At 64.1% G+C, this 16,222-nt stretch carries 18 protein-coding genes and 1 tRNA gene; 7 read left to right on the top strand and 12 right to left on the bottom strand.

The genetic code is table 11. The features are described 5' to 3' along the window. Positions 1–72: 72 nt before the first annotated feature. Positions 73–417 carry a hypothetical protein gene (locus tag C8E02_RS04955; protein WP_120809880.1) on the top strand — a complete coding sequence of 115 codons (345 nt, stop codon included), beginning with the start codon at positions 73–75 and terminating at the stop codon, positions 415–417. On the opposite strand, the gene C8E02_RS04950 is transcribed toward C8E02_RS04955, so the two are convergent. Then, positions 410–1,594: a vWA domain-containing protein gene (locus tag C8E02_RS04950; RefSeq protein ID WP_120809879.1), complete on the bottom strand. Its 1,185-nt coding sequence runs from the start codon at positions 1,592–1,594 to the stop codon at positions 410–412. The genes C8E02_RS04955 and C8E02_RS04950 overlap by 8 nt on opposite strands. A gap of 89 nt (positions 1,595–1,683) precedes the next feature. Here C8E02_RS04950 and C8E02_RS04945 point away from each other — a divergent pair, with 89 nt between their 5' ends. The 5 genes from C8E02_RS04945 to C8E02_RS04930 all read left to right on the top strand — a co-directional run bounded on the left by C8E02_RS04945 (position 1,684) and on the right by C8E02_RS04930 (position 5,448). Then, positions 1,684–3,114: a coniferyl aldehyde dehydrogenase gene (locus C8E02_RS04945; RefSeq protein ID WP_120809878.1), complete on the top strand. Its 1,431-nt coding sequence runs from the start codon at positions 1,684–1,686 to the stop codon at positions 3,112–3,114. Then, entirely contained in the window at positions 3,111–3,611 is a 501-nt protein-coding gene (locus tag C8E02_RS04940) for a hypothetical protein (protein WP_120809877.1), read from the top strand. Before C8E02_RS04945 ends, C8E02_RS04940 begins: the two co-directional genes overlap by 4 nt. Further along, positions 3,608–4,771, top strand: a complete 1,164-nt coding sequence (locus C8E02_RS04935) for a GMC family oxidoreductase N-terminal domain-containing protein (RefSeq protein ID WP_245961069.1) — start codon at positions 3,608–3,610, stop codon at positions 4,769–4,771. The genes C8E02_RS04940 and C8E02_RS04935 overlap by 4 nt, the downstream gene beginning before the upstream one ends. Positions 4,772–4,780: 9 nt before the next feature. Next, positions 4,781–5,212, top strand: a complete 432-nt coding sequence (locus C8E02_RS17600; protein WP_245961068.1) for a GMC family oxidoreductase — start codon at positions 4,781–4,783, stop codon at positions 5,210–5,212. 146 nt (positions 5,213–5,358) lie between these two features. Further along, positions 5,359–5,448 (top strand) — tRNA-Ser (locus C8E02_RS04930). A 159-nt stretch (positions 5,449–5,607) separates the two neighbouring features. On the opposite strand, the gene C8E02_RS04925 is transcribed toward C8E02_RS04930, so the two are convergent. The 5 genes from C8E02_RS04925 to C8E02_RS04905 all read right to left on the bottom strand — a co-directional run bounded on the left by C8E02_RS04925 (position 5,608) and on the right by C8E02_RS04905 (position 8,510). After that, positions 5,608–6,105, bottom strand: a complete 498-nt coding sequence (locus C8E02_RS04925; RefSeq protein WP_120809876.1) for a hypothetical protein — start codon at positions 6,103–6,105, stop codon at positions 5,608–5,610. 17 nt (positions 6,106–6,122) lie between these two features. Further along, complete coding sequence (locus C8E02_RS04920; RefSeq protein WP_120810097.1) at positions 6,123–6,665, bottom strand: glycoside hydrolase family 19 protein; 543 nt, start codon at positions 6,663–6,665, stop codon at positions 6,123–6,125. Next, on the bottom strand, positions 6,652–6,999 hold the full coding sequence (locus tag C8E02_RS04915) for a phage holin family protein (RefSeq protein ID WP_120809875.1): 348 nt from the start codon (positions 6,997–6,999) through the stop codon (positions 6,652–6,654). Before C8E02_RS04915 ends, C8E02_RS04920 begins: the two co-directional genes overlap by 14 nt. A gap of 70 nt (positions 7,000–7,069) precedes the next feature. Then, a complete protein-coding gene (locus C8E02_RS04910; protein WP_047966435.1) occupies positions 7,070–7,414 on the bottom strand; it encodes a hypothetical protein in 345 nt (114 codons plus the stop codon). Position 7,415: 1 nt separating this feature from the next. Next, positions 7,416–8,510 carry a hypothetical protein gene (locus C8E02_RS04905; protein ID WP_120809874.1) on the bottom strand — a complete coding sequence of 365 codons (1,095 nt, stop codon included), beginning with the start codon at positions 8,508–8,510 and terminating at the stop codon, positions 7,416–7,418. An 82-nt stretch (positions 8,511–8,592) separates the two neighbouring features. Between C8E02_RS04905 and C8E02_RS17375 the strand changes: the two genes are divergently transcribed. Beyond that, on the top strand, positions 8,593–8,757 hold the full coding sequence (locus C8E02_RS17375) for a hypothetical protein (protein WP_156167977.1): 165 nt from the start codon (positions 8,593–8,595) through the stop codon (positions 8,755–8,757). Here the strand turns inward: C8E02_RS17375 and C8E02_RS04900 are convergent, their stop codons facing one another. From C8E02_RS04900 to C8E02_RS04875, 6 genes are read right to left on the bottom strand one after another with little or no spacing between them, the layout of a single operon-like run. Continuing rightward, positions 8,758–11,142, bottom strand: coding sequence for a lysozyme family protein (locus tag C8E02_RS04900; protein ID WP_147424446.1), 2,385 nt, complete (start codon positions 11,140–11,142; stop codon positions 8,758–8,760). A 1-nt stretch (position 11,143) separates the two neighbouring features. Further along, a complete protein-coding gene (locus tag C8E02_RS04895; RefSeq protein WP_120809872.1) occupies positions 11,144–12,505 on the bottom strand; it encodes a hypothetical protein in 1,362 nt (453 codons plus the stop codon). 1 nt (position 12,506) lies between these two features. Further along, the gene (locus tag C8E02_RS04890; RefSeq protein WP_120809871.1) at positions 12,507–13,496 is read right to left on the bottom strand and encodes a hypothetical protein; all 990 of its coding nucleotides are present in this window, start codon (positions 13,494–13,496) and stop codon (positions 12,507–12,509) included. 9 nt (positions 13,497–13,505) lie between these two features. After that, positions 13,506–14,453 carry a hypothetical protein gene (locus C8E02_RS04885; protein ID WP_120809870.1) on the bottom strand — a complete coding sequence of 316 codons (948 nt, stop codon included), beginning with the start codon at positions 14,451–14,453 and terminating at the stop codon, positions 13,506–13,508. A 2-nt stretch (positions 14,454–14,455) separates the two neighbouring features. Next, on the bottom strand, positions 14,456–14,752 hold the full coding sequence (locus C8E02_RS04880) for a hypothetical protein (protein WP_120809869.1): 297 nt from the start codon (positions 14,750–14,752) through the stop codon (positions 14,456–14,458). A 20-nt stretch (positions 14,753–14,772) separates the two neighbouring features. Next, positions 14,773–16,221, bottom strand: coding sequence for a hypothetical protein (locus C8E02_RS04875; RefSeq protein WP_120809868.1), 1,449 nt, complete (start codon positions 16,219–16,221; stop codon positions 14,773–14,775). Position 16,222: the final 1 nt, after the last annotated feature.

Below are 16,222 nucleotides of genomic sequence, written 5' to 3'. Positions count from 1 at the left end.
GCCAGCTTATAACATGAAACCATGGTCGTCGCGAAGCCGCGCCGCCCTCAACCCGCACCCGGAGTCCCCGATATGAACGACGAAGCCCTGCAACGCCTGCAAAAACTGGTCGACGGCCCGCGCGACGGCGCACTACTGCGCTTCGGCCTGGCCAATGAATACGCCCGCCTGGAACAGTGGCCGCAGGCGATACGCGAGGCGAGGGCGGCGCTGGCCTTCCAGCACGATTATTCCGCAGCGTGGAAACTGCTGGGCAAGGCCCTGCTGGCCGGCGGTGAGCCGCAACAGGCGCTACAGGCCTACCGTGACGGCATCGCGGTGGCCGAGCAGCGCGGCGACAAGCAGGCCGCAAAGGAAATGACGGTGTTTGCGCGGCGCATCGAGAAAACGTTGGCCGCAAGCGACGGCGCTAGCTGACGCTGTGGCGTAGCTGGCGCATCGCGCTGTCGATGCCTTCCACCGTCAGCGGATACATGCGCTCCTGCAGCAGCTGCCGGATCAGGCCGATGGACTGGGTGTAGCCCCAGTGTTCCTGCGGCATCGGATTCAGCCACACCGCGTGCCTGAACTGCGCCAGCAGGCGGCGCAGCCACACCTCGCCGGATTCCTCATTCATGTGCTCGACACTGCCGCCGGGGTAGACGATCTCGTACGGGCTCATGCTGGCATCGCCGACGAAGATCAGCTTGTAGTCGCTGCCAAAGGTGTGGATCAGGTCCCAGGTCGACAGTTTCTGGCCGTGGCGGCGGGCATTGTCTTTCCACACCCCTTCGTAGACGCAGTTGTGGAAGTAGTAATACTCCAGATGCTTGAACTCGCTGCGCACCGCCGAGAACAGCTCCTCGCAGGCGCGGATGTGGTCGTCCATTGAGCCGCCGACATCGAACAGCACCAGCAGCTTCACCGTATTGCGCAGCTCCGGCACCATCTGCAGATCGAGGAAGCCGGCGTTGCGCGCGGTCGCGGCGATGGTGGCATCCAGATCCAGCACCTCGGCGGCGCCTTCGCGCGCGAACTGGCGCAGGCGGCGCAACGCCACCTTGATGTTGCGCGTACCCAGCTCGACCTGGTCGTCAAAATTGCGGAACTCGCGCTGATCCCACACCTTGACCGCGCGCCGGTGGCGCGACGCCTGCTGCCCGATACGGACACCTTCCGGGTGATAACCATAAGCACCGAACGGACTGGTACCGCCGGTGCCGATCCACTTGTTGCCACCCTGATGCCGTTCCTTCTGCTCGGCAAGGCGCTCGCGCAGCGTCTGCATCAGCTTGTCCCAGCCCAGCGCCTCTAGCTGCCGCTTTTCCTCGTCGGAGAGGAATTTCTCCACCTGCTTGCGCAGCCAGTCTTCCGGGATCGCGGTCTGCAGATCTTCCAGCTCCAGCGCCAGACCGTTGAAACAGTGGCCGAACACCTGGTCGAAACGGTCGTAATACTTTTCGTCCTTGATCAGGATGGTGCGCGCCAGATAGTAAAACTCGTCGACACTGCCAAACGCCAGCTGTCGCGACAGCGCCTCCAGCAGGGTGAGGTGCTCTTTTAGCGACACCGGCAGCCCGGCGGCACGCAGGGCATTGAAGAACGGAAGCAACATGACAATTCGCTCGTGACAAATGGAACACAACCGCATAGAGTACAGGCTCTAAACAGTCGTTTGACGGCAACCAGAATGGAGCTTATCACATGCAGCTTGCCGCACACACCGCCGTCACCCTCACCAATCACCTGAGCCAGTTGCGCGATGCGGCCAACCTTGTGCCGTACCCGTCGCTGGCACAGCGTCGGCAGTGGCTGGATGGCCTGGCCCGCCTGTTGCAGCAGCACCAGCACGAGCTGGCGGCCGCCATCAGCGCCGATTTCGGCCATCGCAGCGTGGTGGAAACCCGGCTGGCGGAGGTGTTCCCGACGCTGGCCGGCATCCGCCACGCGCGGCGACAGCTGGCAACATGGTTGCGCCCGCAGCGGCGGCCGGTATCGCTGTGGTTCCAGCCGGCGCGGGCCAGGCTGCTGCCGCAGCCGCTGGGCGTGGTCGGCATCATCGTGCCTTGGAATTACCCGCTGTTCCTGGCGCTGGGGCCGCTGGTGGCGGCACTGGCGGCCGGCAACCGGGCGCTGCTGAAGATGTCGGAGCTGACGCCACGCACCGGCACGCTGCTGGCCACGCTGCTGAGCCGTTATCTCGGCGACGACGTGGTCCGCGTCGTGACTGGCGACGCTGGCGTGGCGCGCGCCTTTGCCAGCCTGCCGTTCGACCACCTGTTGTTCACCGGCTCGACCAGGGTTGGCCGCGAGGTGATGCAGGCTGCGGCGGCCAACCTGGTACCGGTGACGCTGGAACTGGGCGGCAAGTCGCCGGTGCTGGTGGCACCCGGCGCCGACCTGCAGCACGCTGCGCGCCGCATCGTGGCCGGCAAGCTACTGAATGCGGGGCAGACCTGCGTCGCGCCGGACTATGTGCTGGTGCCGCGCCCGCAACAGGCCGCACTGGTTGCGGCATTGCGCGACGCGGCGACGCGCGCCTACCCGACCCTGGCCGACAATGCCGACTACAGCGCCATCATCAGCGTGCCGCACTACGAGCGCCTGCAAGCGCTCGCGGCACAGGTGCAGGCTGCCGGGGCGGTGCTCACCACCATCAACCCCGCCGACGAAACGCCGGCAGCACTCGCCGCCGCCCGCAAGCTGCCACTGACGCTGATCGAGCAGGCGCCGCCGGACAGCAGGGTGCGACAGGAGGAAATCTTCGGCCCGCTGCTGCCCGTCATCGGCTACGACTCGCTGGAGCAGACCGTCGAACTGCTGCGGCAGCAGCCACGGCCGCTGGCGATGTATTTGTTCGACCACGACAAGGCGCGCATTGAGCGGCTGTTGCGCGACACCATCGCCGGCGGCGTCACCGTCAACGACACCTTGCTGCATGTAGCCCAGGAGGCGCTGCCCTTTGGCGGCGTCGGCGCCTCCGGCATGGGCCACTACCATGGTCACGAAGGCTTCCTGACCTTCTCCAAGCTGAAGCCGGTGCTGTACCAGTCACGCCTGAACGGCACCTGGCTGACCGCGCCGCCGTATGGCCATACCGTCAAGCTGCTGTTGCGCTGGATGATCGGCCGATGAAGCTCAGTCGACGCCAGTTACTCGGCTGCGGTATCGCCGGCAGCGTGCTGTTAAGCGCCGGCGGCTACTGGCTGCGACCCGCCGCAGCACCGGGCTTTGTCGCCAGCGAGCAGGACCGGCAATGGCTGCAGCAGCTGGCCCCGGCGCTGCTGGGCGAGCGCGTCGCCTGCGAGCCGGCCACCGTTGCGGCCAACGTGCTGCTGGCCATTGCCAGCCTGCCGCTACCGCTGCAGCAAGAGGTGCGCGAACTGTTCGACCTGTTGCAACAGCCACTGGTACGGCGCTGGCTGGCCGGCATACCCGCAGCGTGGCCGGATGCCAGCCCGCAACAGATCCGCGCCTTCCTGCAGCGCTGGCGGCACAGCCGTTTTGCCTTGCAGCGCAGCGCCTACCAAGCACTGCACAATCTGGTGTATGCCGCCCATTACGGTGCCGCCAGCCAGCAGCACGCCATCGGCTACCGGCTGCCGCCCGCCATTCAAGGATTCCTGCGATGAACAACACCTTGCCCGATCCGTGGCAGGAAGGGCTGGCCAGCGGCTGGCAGGTGCTCGATGCCAGCACGCTCGAGCGCGACCTGGCGCTGGAATGCGACGTGGTCATCGTTGGCAGTGGCGCCGGCGGCGGCATCAGCGCGGAGGTACTGAGCCAGGCCGGCCTGGACGTGGTGATCGTGGAAGAGGGCGCGCTGAAAAGCAGCCGCGATTTCCGCCTGCGCGAAAGCGACGCCTACCCGCAGCTGTACCAGGAGGCGGCCAACCGCCAGACCGCCGACAAGGGCATCACCATCCTGCAGGGGCGCACGGTCGGTGGCAGCACCACCGTCAACTGGACCAGTTCCTTCCGCACCCCGCCCGACACCCTGCGCTGGTGGCGCGAGCAGCACGGACTGCAGCCGCTGCAGGACGAGGCACTGCGTCCGTGGTTCGAGCGCGCGGAACAGCGTCTCGGCATCCGCGACTGGGAGGTCGCCCCCAACGCCAACAACGCGGTGCTGGCACAAGGCTGCGACAAGCTCGGCATCAAGGTTGGCCGCATCCATCGCAATGTCAGCGGCTGCTGGAATCTGGGCTATTGCGGCACCGGCTGCCCGACCAATGCCAAGCAGTCGATGCTGGTCAGCACCTTGCCGGCCGCCCTGCAGAGCGGTGCACGCCTGCTGACACGGGTCGCGGTGACACGGGTACTGGCCAGCCGTGACGGCAAGCGCGCGCTGGGCATCACCGGCGCGGCGCTGGATGGCCCCGGCATTCGCCACACCGGCCGGCAGATCACCGTTCGTGCCCGCCATGTAGTGCTCAGCGCCGGCGCCATCGGCACCCCGGCCATCCTGCTGCGCAGCCAACTGCCGGATCCGTACGGGCTGGTCGGCCGGCGCACCTTCCTGCACCCGGTACTGCTGTCCGGCGCCATCATGCCGCAGCGTATTGACGGCTATCACGGTGCGCCGCAAAGCGTGTACAGCGACCATTTCCTGCACACCCAGCCACTGGACGGGCCGCTTGGCTTCAAGCTGGAAGTACCGCCGATTCATCCGCTGATCTTTGCAGCCACGCTGCCGGGGCTGGGGGATGAGCACGCGCGGCTGATGCGGCAATTGCCATACCTGAATGTCACCCTGGCGCTGCTGCGCGACGGTTTTCACGCCGACAGCTAGGGTGGACAGGTGCGGCTGCGCCGCGATGGCTCGCCGCAACTGGATTATGTGCTGGGCGACGTGGAGTGGCAGGCCGCGCGGCGGGCACTGCTGCAGATGGCGGAAATCCAGTTTGCCGCCGGCGCCCGCGCGGTGCTGCCGGTCCACGAGAACGCCGGGCTGGCCCGCAGTTGGCCGCAGGCGCAGCAGATGATCGCGGCACTGCCGATGCAGCTGCTACGCACCCGCGTGGTCAGCGCCCACGTGATGGGTGGCGCCGCGATGGCCGGCGACGAACGCCAGGGCGTGATCGACCATCTGGGGCAGCACTGGCAGGTTACCGGGCTGAGTGTGATCGACGGGGCGATGTTCCCGACCAGCATCGGCGCCAACCCGCAACTGTCGATCTATGCGCTGGCCCTGCGCGCCGCCGAGGCACTGGCCGCGCAGTTGGCGCGTTAGCCTTAAACGGCGATACGCTAGGCAGACCGGGCCTCTGCGCCGCCGCCGGTAGCACGAAATGACAGCCGGTGCGTACCGGAAAAATCTTGGCAAAACGCAGCGGCATCAATATAATCGCGGCCTGTTGTTGCCCTACGCAACACAAAGGAAGCGTGGCCGAGTGGTTTAAGGCAGCGGTCTTGAAAACCGCCGAAGGTGTGAGCCTTCCGTGAGTTCGAATCTCACCGCTTCCGCCAGAATAAACAAAACACTAATCCCCATTAATACGTGCTAAATAGCTTGAAACCCAAGCTTGGCGCGGATTGATGGGGATTTTTGCTTTTGCTGGCTTCATGTCTTTATGTGGTTTAGTGCGGATTAATGCGCCCCGCAATTGCCCCGCAAAATTTCCGTACCTACCGCACCTGCGATTGTTCCCTTACCCACTCCTGCAACGCCGTCAGCTGCTCGGCGTTTTCGTGACAGGTGAGATAGTTGGCCGCGACAGTGGCGGCAACGTCTTGAGCGGGGACGGCGGCCGCATCAGCAACTCGGGCGGGGTCGGGAAGCTCACCGAGGGCGGGGTCGGGAAGCTCACCGAGGGCGGCGGCATCGTGGTGCACGCGGAAGCCACCAGGCAGAGCAGGGGAATCAGACGGGACATAGACGGGGACCTCCTTGATTATGGTTTCGCCGGCAACGTGTACGGTGCGCACGCGGTCGACGTATTTGGTCAGCACCTGGACTGTGGTCTCGGCCCGCCGCTGGCGGACGATGGCGGCTCTTGCGGTCGCCGAAAGGTTGGCCGCATCGACCTTGGCTTGCTCGTGGCTGGCGCCTTTGATCCAGCCGAAGGCGAGCAGGGTGCCGGCCAGGGCCAGAAGCGCCAGCCAGCGATAGATGATCTGGGGCATGGTTCCCTTTCTGCGGCCTACGCCAGCACCTTCAGCGCCCGCTGGTACAGGGCGATCCGATCTTCCCGGCCATTCTGGCCACCGTTGATGCGACGGGTGATGGTGTCGAATGCGTGCTTGTCTGCCAGAGCGTTCAGATTCTCGTTGTGCCAGAACCACGCGGCAGAACGACATGCCAACTCCGGCTGTTCCAGCAGCTCAGGTTGCGCGATCAGGTCAATACCCAACCCGAAGCCGCACAGCTCGTAGTTGCGCCGCCCGGTGATCTGAATCAGGCCACGGCCGCAATAGCGCTGCCCGTCATCATCGTTCTGTGGCGTGTTGCCGAGACGTGCCGCCAGTCGGCCGGTGTCGTACTTGTCCAGATAATCGCTGCCACCCAGTTCGCGCGTGTAACGCAGCCGGCCAGACTCGTGCCCGACCTGGGCAAGGAATGCCGCGGCACGAAGCGGGGTGATGATCTTGAACTCCGCCATTGAGGCATTGAGTGGGGCAACAAAAAGCCCGGCGCGCGGCCGGGCTTCGGGCATGATGGCTATTAGCTTCTCAACGGTCAGCATCGGCAGTCGCTCCCAGTTTGGCGGACCACACTTTTTCGAACGTGAAGATGGCTCGGCTGCCCATGTGGCCGGAGATCCCGACCATCGCCGCACTCAGTAGCTGGGACAAGCCGGCCCACTCGCACAGGTAGAAGGTGACGATGCCTGCAAAGGCACTGATGGCCAGCTCGCCGATGATCTCGGCCATGCTGATCTTGCCGTCAGCCTTGGCGCGCCGGATGGCGCCGGCCACGCCGCCGAGCAGCGCCAGCGCGAACACCCACAAGTAGGTCAAAAGGCCATACGATGCCGGGCTCTTTGCCGCGGCGTGTGCTGCTTCCTGGATTTCTTGCATCACTCCCCCCTTGGAATGAAAAAGCCCGCCAAGTGGCGGGCCAGAAACAATTTGACCCGCATTGAGCGGGTCATTCGATTTGCGAAGCGCTGATAAACAAGTCGTCCAGCTGTTGATCAGTCAGGTTAAGTTGTTGCGCCATATCCAGCACCATCGGGCTGTTGCGCTTGAATGCCTGCGCATTCTGCCACGCAATAACTGTGAGCTTGTCGGTCGCGGCGTCGGCCATCATTGCTTCCACATTCCCCAGCAATCCGGCGAGGTGGAGCGCAGCCAATGCCTGGTAGCGTGTCACCTCGGATGGAATGTTGGCAGGAATAGCCGCGGCAGTTTTCTGGATCTCTGCAATTTCTTCGGCTGTCAGTTGAACAACGCGCTTCTCGCCAGTTGTTACGTCGAATTCAATGCGCTGCATATCAGTAGCCCTCGATCAGAAGAGAGACGCTGCCGGCGTCGAAGGTGTCAACAGCCGTGGTAGTGGTAAGCCGAATCCGATCCAGCACGCCGGCCAGCGTTTTGTTGCCGACTGTCTTGTTGTTAGTCGCCTCGCCATTACGAATTGTGTCGCCTTCGATTTCCCACACATTCCCTGACTGAAGCCTCATCCGGATGGCGCCGCTAACAGAGGTTGACGTGCCAGACGCACCGCTCAGAAGAATTCCGCTGGTAGAAGACACAGTTACAATGCTGCTGCCTGTTACTGCATTTACGTTGTTGCTGTAGCCCGTATTCTCGATGCCGGATGGTGTGCCAAGCTGCAGCAGGTAGTTGTTGTTGCCGTTGGTACTGACGTTATGGGGCAATACGGTGATGCGCTTTGCCCAGCTCGGGAAGCCGGTCAGGTCGATCACCGTGCCGCTGGTAGTCGCAACTGCAGCCGTAAGCGTCATCCGCTGGCCTACCAGAGGCGTGCCATCAGCCCGGATGTATTGGAACACGTAGACGGTTGTGCCGTCGTAGTAGAGGAAAGCGCGGTCACCAGCAGTCGTGGTGATGGTGGTGCCACCCTGCAAGTTGTTGTTCGTGGCGTGGTGTGCCAGCGTCAGCGCGCCGTCGAAAATCACCTGCATGAACTGGCCGGCGGTCATGGTCCAGGCGCTGATGCCAGTCGTGCCGGTGATATGCACTGTGTTGCCTGTTGCTGAGGCCAGATCGACTGTCGCGGCCGATGCGATGCTTCCGCCAGCGGCAAATTTGAGTACCCCTGTCATCGTCAATCCGGCCTGCACCAAAGACTTCACCCACGCCTTCAGACTGGCAAAAGTTAGCTTCTTCCGGCCAAACAATGCCTCACTGTCGGCAATCGGCAGCTCGTCGGCATCAACCGGCGTGGCCTTGCTGGTGGCGCCGTGGATCTGGGTTTCCACCTTGCTGGCATCCGATACCTGGCGAATGATCGCCGCGTGCGCACGCAGGTAACTGTCAAGGTTTGGCCCGATCGGTTCGCTGCCGCCCGGCGAGTTGTTCGCTGCAGACGGATCGAGATCATCGATAGAGTCTGGAATTGGCATATCTCTCCCCCAAAAAGCAAAAGCCCGCCATTGGCGGGCTATACTTTTGTCATTGTCCCGGCGTTCAGCCGAGAGGAGTTAAATGGAAAACTTCATGCAGAAGGCCATCGGCTTTGCTGGCGCTGGCTTCTTCCTGTGGCTGATCGTGTCGTTCGAACAGTGGCTGATCCAGCTGGCCAAGCGACACTTGCCGCGCGGTAGCCGGATCCGCCGCTGGGTGCTGTGGAGCAGGGCAGACGAGGACTGATCAGCGCTGCGCCTCCTCCAGTGTCAGCAGGCCGGGCACCGATAGCAGGGGCAACCGGCTGGACAGCTGGCCGGCTACCGGCGGTAGCTGGAACTTGGGGTTCAATGCTTTGCTTGCCGCCATGCTTTGAGCACCTTTGCCGACCCCGTAACGTGCCACTTCTCCTAACCTCCCTGGGAACAGGTTCGCAAGGCGCATAAAGTTGCTGTACGTCGGCGATCCTGCCGGCTTGATTGGCGCGTTGTGGATGTTGCCGGCGGCGGTGAGTATCCGGTGATATTGATCCCACCCATCGGCGCCGAACAGGATCTTGCCTTTCTCCGGCCCGATGCGATCCAGCGCAAGACGCAGGCCGGCCACCGTAAAGCTGCCGCCGGTTTCCGCCTGCAGAGTTGCGGCATCCCGCACATACACCTTGGCCGCGTCCCGCAGCGTCGACAATAGCGGCATGCCGCGCTCGGCCTCCAGTGCGGCCAACCCTTTCAGATCGTCCACCTTCATGCTGCCAAGCAATTTTGGCAGTTTCTCCGGCGTGAATCGCCCTTTCAGCACGTCATCCACCAGCGGGTTCGACTCCTGAAAACGGAAGCGATCCGCTGCGGCGGTCCGTGCCTGGCGGAAGGCGGCGGCCAGTTCCTGCTGCTGATCACCGCCGGCGCGCGGCAGGTTACCCGCACCGGCGCCGCCGTAGCCGTCGATGGCATCGGTCAGGTGCTTCTTCACGATGCCAAGCGCCTTGGCTTCTGCCATGTCGCTGGTGCTGGACAGCCGGCCATTGATCGCCTGCAGTCGCTGCAGCGCGGTGCCCATGTCGAACGGCTCCTTGCCACTGGTGGCCTTCTGGAACCAGTTGAGCGTATCCGCCGGCAGCTTGCTGCCCAGCATCTGCTGGTCCAGCTCGATGGTGGCATCGTTCACGAAGCGGTGCGGGTCCAGCGGCAGGTCACGGCCGGCAGCGTTGCGCGCGGCACCGTACAGCTGATCCACATTGCTTTTCAGCATGGCATCGTAGCCGGACAAGGTGTCCTGCAGCCGGTTGCCGAGGTCGTAGTCGGTAGCCTGGCTGGTGCCATCCCGTACCCCTTCCAGCAGTGCCTGGTTGGCGTCCTTGTAGCGGGCGGCCAGCTGGCTGTCGACGGTGTTCAGGTTGTTCTCCGTCCACCAGTCTCTTGCATCGCGGGTCAGCCAGCCTCGGGTCGGCTTGATGCCCAGCTTTTCGAAATCGGCCAGCCGTGCCAGCTGCTCGGTATCCAGGTTGCCGAGGTCTCGCGACTGCTTGCCGGCTTTCACCAGCTGCTGCTGGATGGCACGGGGCAGGGCGTTGAAGTCGATGCCCTTGGCCTGCAGCTGGGTGGTGAGGGTGGTCTCGACCTGCTGCGACGGCGTGAAGGCGCCTTTCACTTTGCGGCCAACGTTACCGAGGCCTCGGCCAAGGGCCAGCCCTGCAGTGCCGCCGGCGGCGCCCGCCGCGGCGTTGATCAGGCGCTGGTCAATGCCGCCAGGCTGCGACACCAGGCCGTAGCCACCGCCGACCAGCGCCGCCTGTTTGTAGGTGCTGGGGTTGATCACGGCGTTGCCGCCTTTCTGCAGTAGCTGCCCACCTTTCTGTGCCAGCTGGCCAACCTTGGTCAGGTCGCGCCCCTTGGTCAGCAACTGCGCGCCGGTGCCCAGCGTCTGCAGTGCCTTGCCGCCGGTGTACATGATGCCAGCTTGCCCCAGCATGTTGCCGGTGATGGCGGCAGGATCGCTCATCAGCTGCTTGTCCGCTTTCTCGTCGCCGCGCACCAGCCCCAGCGTGTCACCGATGCCGATACCGTGCAGGAAGTCGGTTGCGGCCTTGCCGGCGCCGATGATGGCACGCTCCGGCAGGCTGTATTCGTCCAGCAGGTTCTTGTCCGGCTTCGCGTTGTCGATGATCCGCATTGGCTTGCGTGCTGGCTTCTGATCTGTGCCGTCGAAGCGGTCGAACGGGTTGGCCACCGGCGTCTGCTTGGTGTCGAACTGGTCGAACGGATTCATGTTGCCCCCTGTGCGCTGCATGTACGCAGCCGTCTTTGGCCCCCACTGGGCGGTGTTGCCGCCGGCGTGGTAGTAGCCGGCCGCGCGCACCGGATCGCCCTTTGCCCAGCGCATCGCATCCTTGGCCACAATGGCGGCGCCGCGCACGGCATTCTGTGGTGATGCCCACGGATCGAAGCCGGCCTGCTTGATGATGCGTGCCCGGGTTTCCGGGATGATCTGGTAAACCGAGCGCGCACCGGCGGAGCTGACTTGATCCGCGTTGCTACGCTCGCCGTTAACGCGGATGGTGCGCAAGAACCCCGCCATATCCGGCGCAAGGCTTTGCTCCAGCTGGTCATAGCCGGGGTCTCTGAAGCTTCTCATGTCAGCGTCCCATGATTGATGCGGCAGCGCCTTGGCCGTACTTGGCGTCAAACTGCTGTGCCAGGCGAGGGTTCAGCTTGATGTTGCGGCGCAGGTAGTCGACGGCGGATGGCGGAATCGACGCTCCGGCCTGTCGTGGAGGCTGACCGCCGGCAGCCGGTGTCTTGCCTTGCCCTGCGTAGAACTGATCGAAGCCGTTCAGGTGGCCGCGCTCGGCAAGGTACTGCTCGGCGGCGGCGAGCTTTTTCTCGGCCGCGCTGAGGGTTTTGCCGAACTGGTCACGGATGGACTTGTTCACGTTCCCGGATTTGTCGATGCCGGGTAGCGACTGCAGGTATAGCTGCAGGTCGCGATCCGACGTCGAGCCGGAGCCGGCCGGCCGCACTTGTGGTGCGAGACGTGACTGAATGGCCAGCATTTCCTGCTTCTGGTCATCGGTTGTCATCCAGTCTGGCAGCCCCTTGTCCAGCAACCCGCCAGTGGCCTGCTCCTGATTGAGCTGGCCAAAGCGGTTCAGGTCCGTCATGGTGGTGCGCCCTTGTGCAACTTGGTTGCGCAGGTCTTCCAGCTGCTTGTTCGCCTGCTCGTACACCCGCGGCTTCATGGCGTCCGCCTTTTGCGGCGGCAGGTTACTCCAAGGCGCCAACGGATCAGGCGCTTCTGCCGCTGGTGGCGCCTCCGTGGCGATGAACTGCCCGTCGCGCGGGTTGAACACGCCAGCTGGCTTGTAGTCACTGCCGGGGACGTACTGCATCGGCGTCGGTGCGAACGGCGTGAACACCTGCATCGCCTGCTTCCGGTCGACGCCGTTGTCGACCAGGAACTGGTAGTTGCGCTGGGCGTCGGTGGGCTTGCCGCCGGACCCGTATTCTTGCAGCTTGAGGGCGGTTTCCATGTCGCCGGCGCTGGCGTACAGCTCGGCAGCGTTCTTCCAGTAGTCCGCACCCTGTGGCAGCTCAGACAGGCCGCGGCGTAGCGCCGCCTGGCGCTGGCGCTCCTGCTGCTTGGCCTGCCAGTCATCCTTGAGCATGCCAGTTCTGAACTGCTGCACGTTCTCGTCCGATGCGAGATCAAGTGCGCCACGGTAGCCCTGCTGCTGCGCGGCGAGGCCGTGGCCAAGCGACTGACCGAAGTTGCCGCGGTTGTTGGCCAGCATCGCGGCGCCCATGTTGGCCAGCGAAGAGAACAGCGCTTGCTTGTTCTGCTTCTCGTTCGGCGAGAAGTCGAAGTTTGGTGCCGCGGGTTCCGGAGTGCGGCCAACCTCTGGCTGTGCCAGGCTGTAACCGGAGTCGTCCAGCAAGCCCATCAGGGGCGACTTCCCCGCATCGCGGCGGAAGTAGTCGTTCAATTCCATCAGGTTCATATCACCCCCTCAGTGGGTCGTACTGGTTACCCCATTGCACCGGATTCCACGCCGCTCTGGTCACTGCGCCGGGCGTGTAGCTGTAGCCAGCATTGGCCGCCATGGCCGTGGCCGGCGCGGACTGGTAGCTATCAGCATCCAGCAGACCGGCGATACCTCCTTGGCGGCCGTCAGCTTGCGTGGCCGAAGGCCGGCCGCCTGGCACACCGGGCGTTGGGTTGGCCATGGCGTAATCCATAGCCTTGCTGGCCAGCTTCTGCGCAGCCATGCTGCCAAGCGGAGCCAACTGCGACCCGGCCAGGGCACTGCCAAGCGGGCTGACCATGCCGCCGACCACGCTGCGGGCAAACTGCTGCCCCCAGTCGTCAATGGTGTCGGCGGTGAGCGCGGTACCGAGTGTGCCGCCGAGGATGGCGCCGCCAGGTCCCATCAGCATGCCGGCACCGAGCGCACCGAGCTTGTTCAGCGCGCTGGCGCCGGCAGAACCCAGCGCCGTGCCATAGCCGAGCTGCTTGGCTCGGTCGAAGTAGCCGACACCCATCTTGCCCATGGTGTCGCTGATGCCGGTACCGCGGTACCCGGATTCGCGCATGTTGTCGCGCATGCGGCCGAGCGTGCCGGGTGAGATTTCGCCGACACCCTTGGCGTAGCCGAGCTGGGCATTGTTGGTGTCCATCATGGATTTGGCAGCATCGATGTCGCTTTGACTGTTCTGCGATCCAGCATCGTCCGCAGTGTCGCCGGCATCATCGCTTTCCGGCGAGCTGCCGTCGTCGTAGCGGAATTCCAGCAAGCCTGTTGCCGGGTTGCGAGAGTTGGACTTGCGGCCAACCTGATAACGCTCTGGATTGATGCCGGCCTCGCTGAGCAGGCCCATCGCCAGCGGCGCGACCTTGCGCGGCACCACTACCTCACCGTTGGTCAGGTGCGCGAGGCGGGTATCGCCACCCCGGCCGGCGGCGGCCAGCTGTTTGGCTGTCTTTTTCATCATGGCGCCCCTTTAGAACATCCAGCTCAGCATGTCGGAATTACTCATTCCGCCGCTATTGCTACCGCCAATTGCGTTCCATGCGTGATCAAGTAGCGACGACCCGCCAACGTTGGTGCTGCCCAGCGTGCCCAGCAACCCCAGGCCGCCACCAAGCCAGTTGGCCGCATTACTGCCGCCGCTGTTCTGTCGGTTGAACTGGTCGGCGTTCTGCGCCAGCTGCTGTGCATTGCTGGAGCTGCCGAGCATGCCGCTCAACATGTCGTAGCCGGTGTAACCCCAGTTTTTGGCGTTCTGCCAGTCGCTGTAGTTCATGTCGAGCTTGGACTGATCCTGTGCCTGCTTGGCCGCGCCAACGCCTTGCAGTGCCGCGGCGTCGGTGTAAGCCTGGTTGCCGTAGGTTGGCGCCATCAGACCTGCCTGCAGCTGGCGGCCACGTTCCTGCTGGTAGTTGTCGCCATACACCTGGTTGGCCAGCTGGCCGAGCGAGTCGGCGAAGGCGGTATTGTTGGCCTGCTGCACCTCCTGCATGGCGCTGCCGCCATAGGCACCGGCGTTGTTGAACTGCGCCATGGTCTGGGCGCCTGTACCGCGGGCGTAGGCGTCAGACATGCGGCCGGCCATCGCGTCAAAGGTGCCCTTGAGCCACGGATTGCTGTCCGGGCTCATGTACTGGCCGTTCAGCGTGTTCTGTACCATCCCGGCGCCGGCCTGCATCGTCGGATCACCATTCGTCGCGCGATTGGTGATCATGTCCATGGCCTTGTTCTGCTCGCCGGAGAAGTTGGCCAGACGGTCGCCACCGTATTGCTGATAGGGCTGCGACGCCATGTTCCAGCCTTGCTGCATCAGGGCATTGGGCAGGTTCTTGATGTCGGTGGGTGCCTTGCCCCAGCCAACGGTATTGGGCGCGCTGGCGGCCTGGTAATTGCCAGTCAGAAAGCTACTGTTCGTCGCCATGTTCAGTTCCCTGTCAAAGTTCGTTGTTCCTTCCAGGTGCCTGGCTCACCCGCGGCGGTGCAGATCCAGCCACGCAGGATGTATTTGCTGCCGGGAGTGCCCAACTCCTGCGGGTTGCTGTTGCGCACCTCGTCGCCAATACCCCACAGCCCAGCCGTCGGCGCCGCATCCAGTGCCAGCACCGCCACCATGCGGCCACCGGTCAACCGGTTGACTGCGCGGTTGATGTCAGCCAGCAGCATCGTCAACTGGAAGGTCAGTCGTTCCGGCCACTTCTGGTCTGTGGTCTGCGGCAGCATTGGCCGCTCAGGTAGCTGGTTCATTCGCTGCCGTCCTCCTGGAACTGTGCCGCCAGCGCCATGATTTCCATGTCGCCAGAGGTGGTGATTTGCAGCCGGTGCCAGCGGGCAGACCACAGCGCGTCAAACTTGCCGCTGTTCAGTGCGGAGCTCTCAACTTGGATCGGCATCGCATCCAGCGTGTCATGCACCAGGTGATCCAGCTCGGCACTGGCCGGCGCTGTAATGAAGCGCGGCCGCACTCTGGTCAGCGTGGTGAAAACCTCGTCGTCACCAAGATCGCCGGTCGTTAACGAGGCGGCACCGGCGGTGCCCTCTAGTGACTGCAGGGCATGGCTGCTGTTGACCACCGACATCAGTGCTGATGACTCCGTCCAATACGGCGAGTCGTAGGCGATTGGCGGGATGTCGTCGTAGGTGGCAAACAGGTCGCCCAGCGAGTCGAAGGTGATGGCGCCGTTCAGGTACTCGCTGGCCGCCTCGATGGCGAGGTCGCCGCGCCCCCACTTGTTCGCCTTGTAGTGGTACGCCACCCACTTGGTGAGCGCCCCGTCACTGCCGACGGTGGGGTAGAACCAGTACGCCAGGGCGTTGGTGCGGTCGTGCAGAGACTGCACGCGGTACTGATAGGCCGGATCCAGATCGGCGAAGAACCACTCGCGCAGCGATGCGCCAATCGGCGTTGGCCGCGTGCCGTCGAAGAGGTAGAAGTCGTCAGCGCCAAGGAAAACGTGCGCCGTGCCGATATCGATCACCGCTTCTTGCGACAGTGCGCCGATCTCGCCCGGGATCAGCGTCCAGGTCCAGATTACGGGCGGGCCGACATAGCGCCCCAGGTACATGGAGCGCTCCTTGTAGGCGACGATGTCGGCGCCAAGGCGCCGGCCGGCACGCACCGGCCCGGGCGTGTCCAGCAACCGGCCGTTGGCGGCTTGGGTGGCAATCGCCGGCGTCCAGTTGGCCTGGTCACGCAGGGCAGAACACCACCAGCCATCCGGACGGTCACCATAGGTGCCATCCACGGTGTCGAATGCCATCACGAAGCCGGCCACCGTCTCGATGATCGCAGCTGTTGGTGCCGTCGGCACGTCATCAAAGCCAGCGTCCAGCGCCTGCTGCATCGGGTCAGAGCGGTTGGCCGCAAGCGTGACGTTGCCGAACTGGGCGAAGCGCCAGCGCGATTCGGCAGGGTTGCTGTAGCCGCCGACCTTGGAGCGATCGGTCCATGTATTGCCGGTTGCCTCATACAGCGCCGCACCCGTGCCGGCGAAGATGCGCCAGGTGTTGTCCAGCTTGCGCACAACGATCAGGCCGCGGCAGGCAGCAGTCAGCGCCGGCATGCCCAGGCTGACCGGCGACGGCGCCGCGCGGTAGCCCTTGAGCGTCGGCAGCAGGTTGTCGCAGTCCACCATGATGCCCGGCGTGGTCGGGTCGAGGTCTGGCGCGAAGTTGTTGAGTGGTACCAGCATG

This window comes from Vogesella indigofera (genome assembly GCF_003633895.1).
Lineage (GTDB): Bacteria > Pseudomonadota > Gammaproteobacteria > Burkholderiales > Chromobacteriaceae > Vogesella > Vogesella indigofera.
The sequence above is the reverse complement of the archived record's forward strand: the minus strand, read 5'-3'. Positions and strand labels throughout refer to the sequence as shown.

Coding starts and splice junctions, on each gene's coding strand:
- C8E02_RS04955 (WP_120809880.1), top strand. CDS start 73: ATGAACGACGAAGCCCTGCAACGCCTGCAAAAACTGGTCGACGGCCCG.
- C8E02_RS04920 (WP_120810097.1), bottom strand. CDS start 6,665: ATGCTGACCGTTGAGAAGCTAATAGCCATCATGCCCGAAGCCCGGCCG.
- C8E02_RS04875 (WP_120809868.1), bottom strand. CDS start 16,221: ATGCTGGTACCACTCAACAACTTCGCGCCAGACCTCGACCCGACCACG.
- C8E02_RS04940 (WP_120809877.1), top strand. CDS start 3,111: ATGAAGCTCAGTCGACGCCAGTTACTCGGCTGCGGTATCGCCGGCAGC.
- C8E02_RS04950 (WP_120809879.1), bottom strand. CDS start 1,594: ATGTTGCTTCCGTTCTTCAATGCCCTGCGTGCCGCCGGGCTGCCGGTG.
- C8E02_RS04890 (WP_120809871.1), bottom strand. CDS start 13,496: ATGATGAAAAAGACAGCCAAACAGCTGGCCGCCGCCGGCCGGGGTGGC.
- C8E02_RS04915 (WP_120809875.1), bottom strand. CDS start 6,999: ATGCAAGAAATCCAGGAAGCAGCACACGCCGCGGCAAAGAGCCCGGCA.
- C8E02_RS04895 (WP_120809872.1), bottom strand. CDS start 12,505: ATGAACCTGATGGAATTGAACGACTACTTCCGCCGCGATGCGGGGAAG.
- C8E02_RS04935 (WP_245961069.1), top strand. CDS start 3,608: ATGAACAACACCTTGCCCGATCCGTGGCAGGAAGGGCTGGCCAGCGGC.
- C8E02_RS17375 (WP_156167977.1), top strand. CDS start 8,593: ATGGAAAACTTCATGCAGAAGGCCATCGGCTTTGCTGGCGCTGGCTTC.
- C8E02_RS04945 (WP_120809878.1), top strand. CDS start 1,684: ATGCAGCTTGCCGCACACACCGCCGTCACCCTCACCAATCACCTGAGC.
- C8E02_RS04910 (WP_047966435.1), bottom strand. CDS start 7,414: ATGCAGCGCATTGAATTCGACGTAACAACTGGCGAGAAGCGCGTTGTT.
- C8E02_RS04905 (WP_120809874.1), bottom strand. CDS start 8,510: ATGCCAATTCCAGACTCTATCGATGATCTCGATCCGTCTGCAGCGAAC.
- C8E02_RS04880 (WP_120809869.1), bottom strand. CDS start 14,752: ATGCTGCCGCAGACCACAGACCAGAAGTGGCCGGAACGACTGACCTTC.
- C8E02_RS04900 (WP_147424446.1), bottom strand. CDS start 11,142: ATGAGAAGCTTCAGAGACCCCGGCTATGACCAGCTGGAGCAAAGCCTT.
- C8E02_RS04885 (WP_120809870.1), bottom strand. CDS start 14,453: ATGGCGACGAACAGTAGCTTTCTGACTGGCAATTACCAGGCCGCCAGC.
- C8E02_RS04925 (WP_120809876.1), bottom strand. CDS start 6,105: ATGCCCCAGATCATCTATCGCTGGCTGGCGCTTCTGGCCCTGGCCGGC.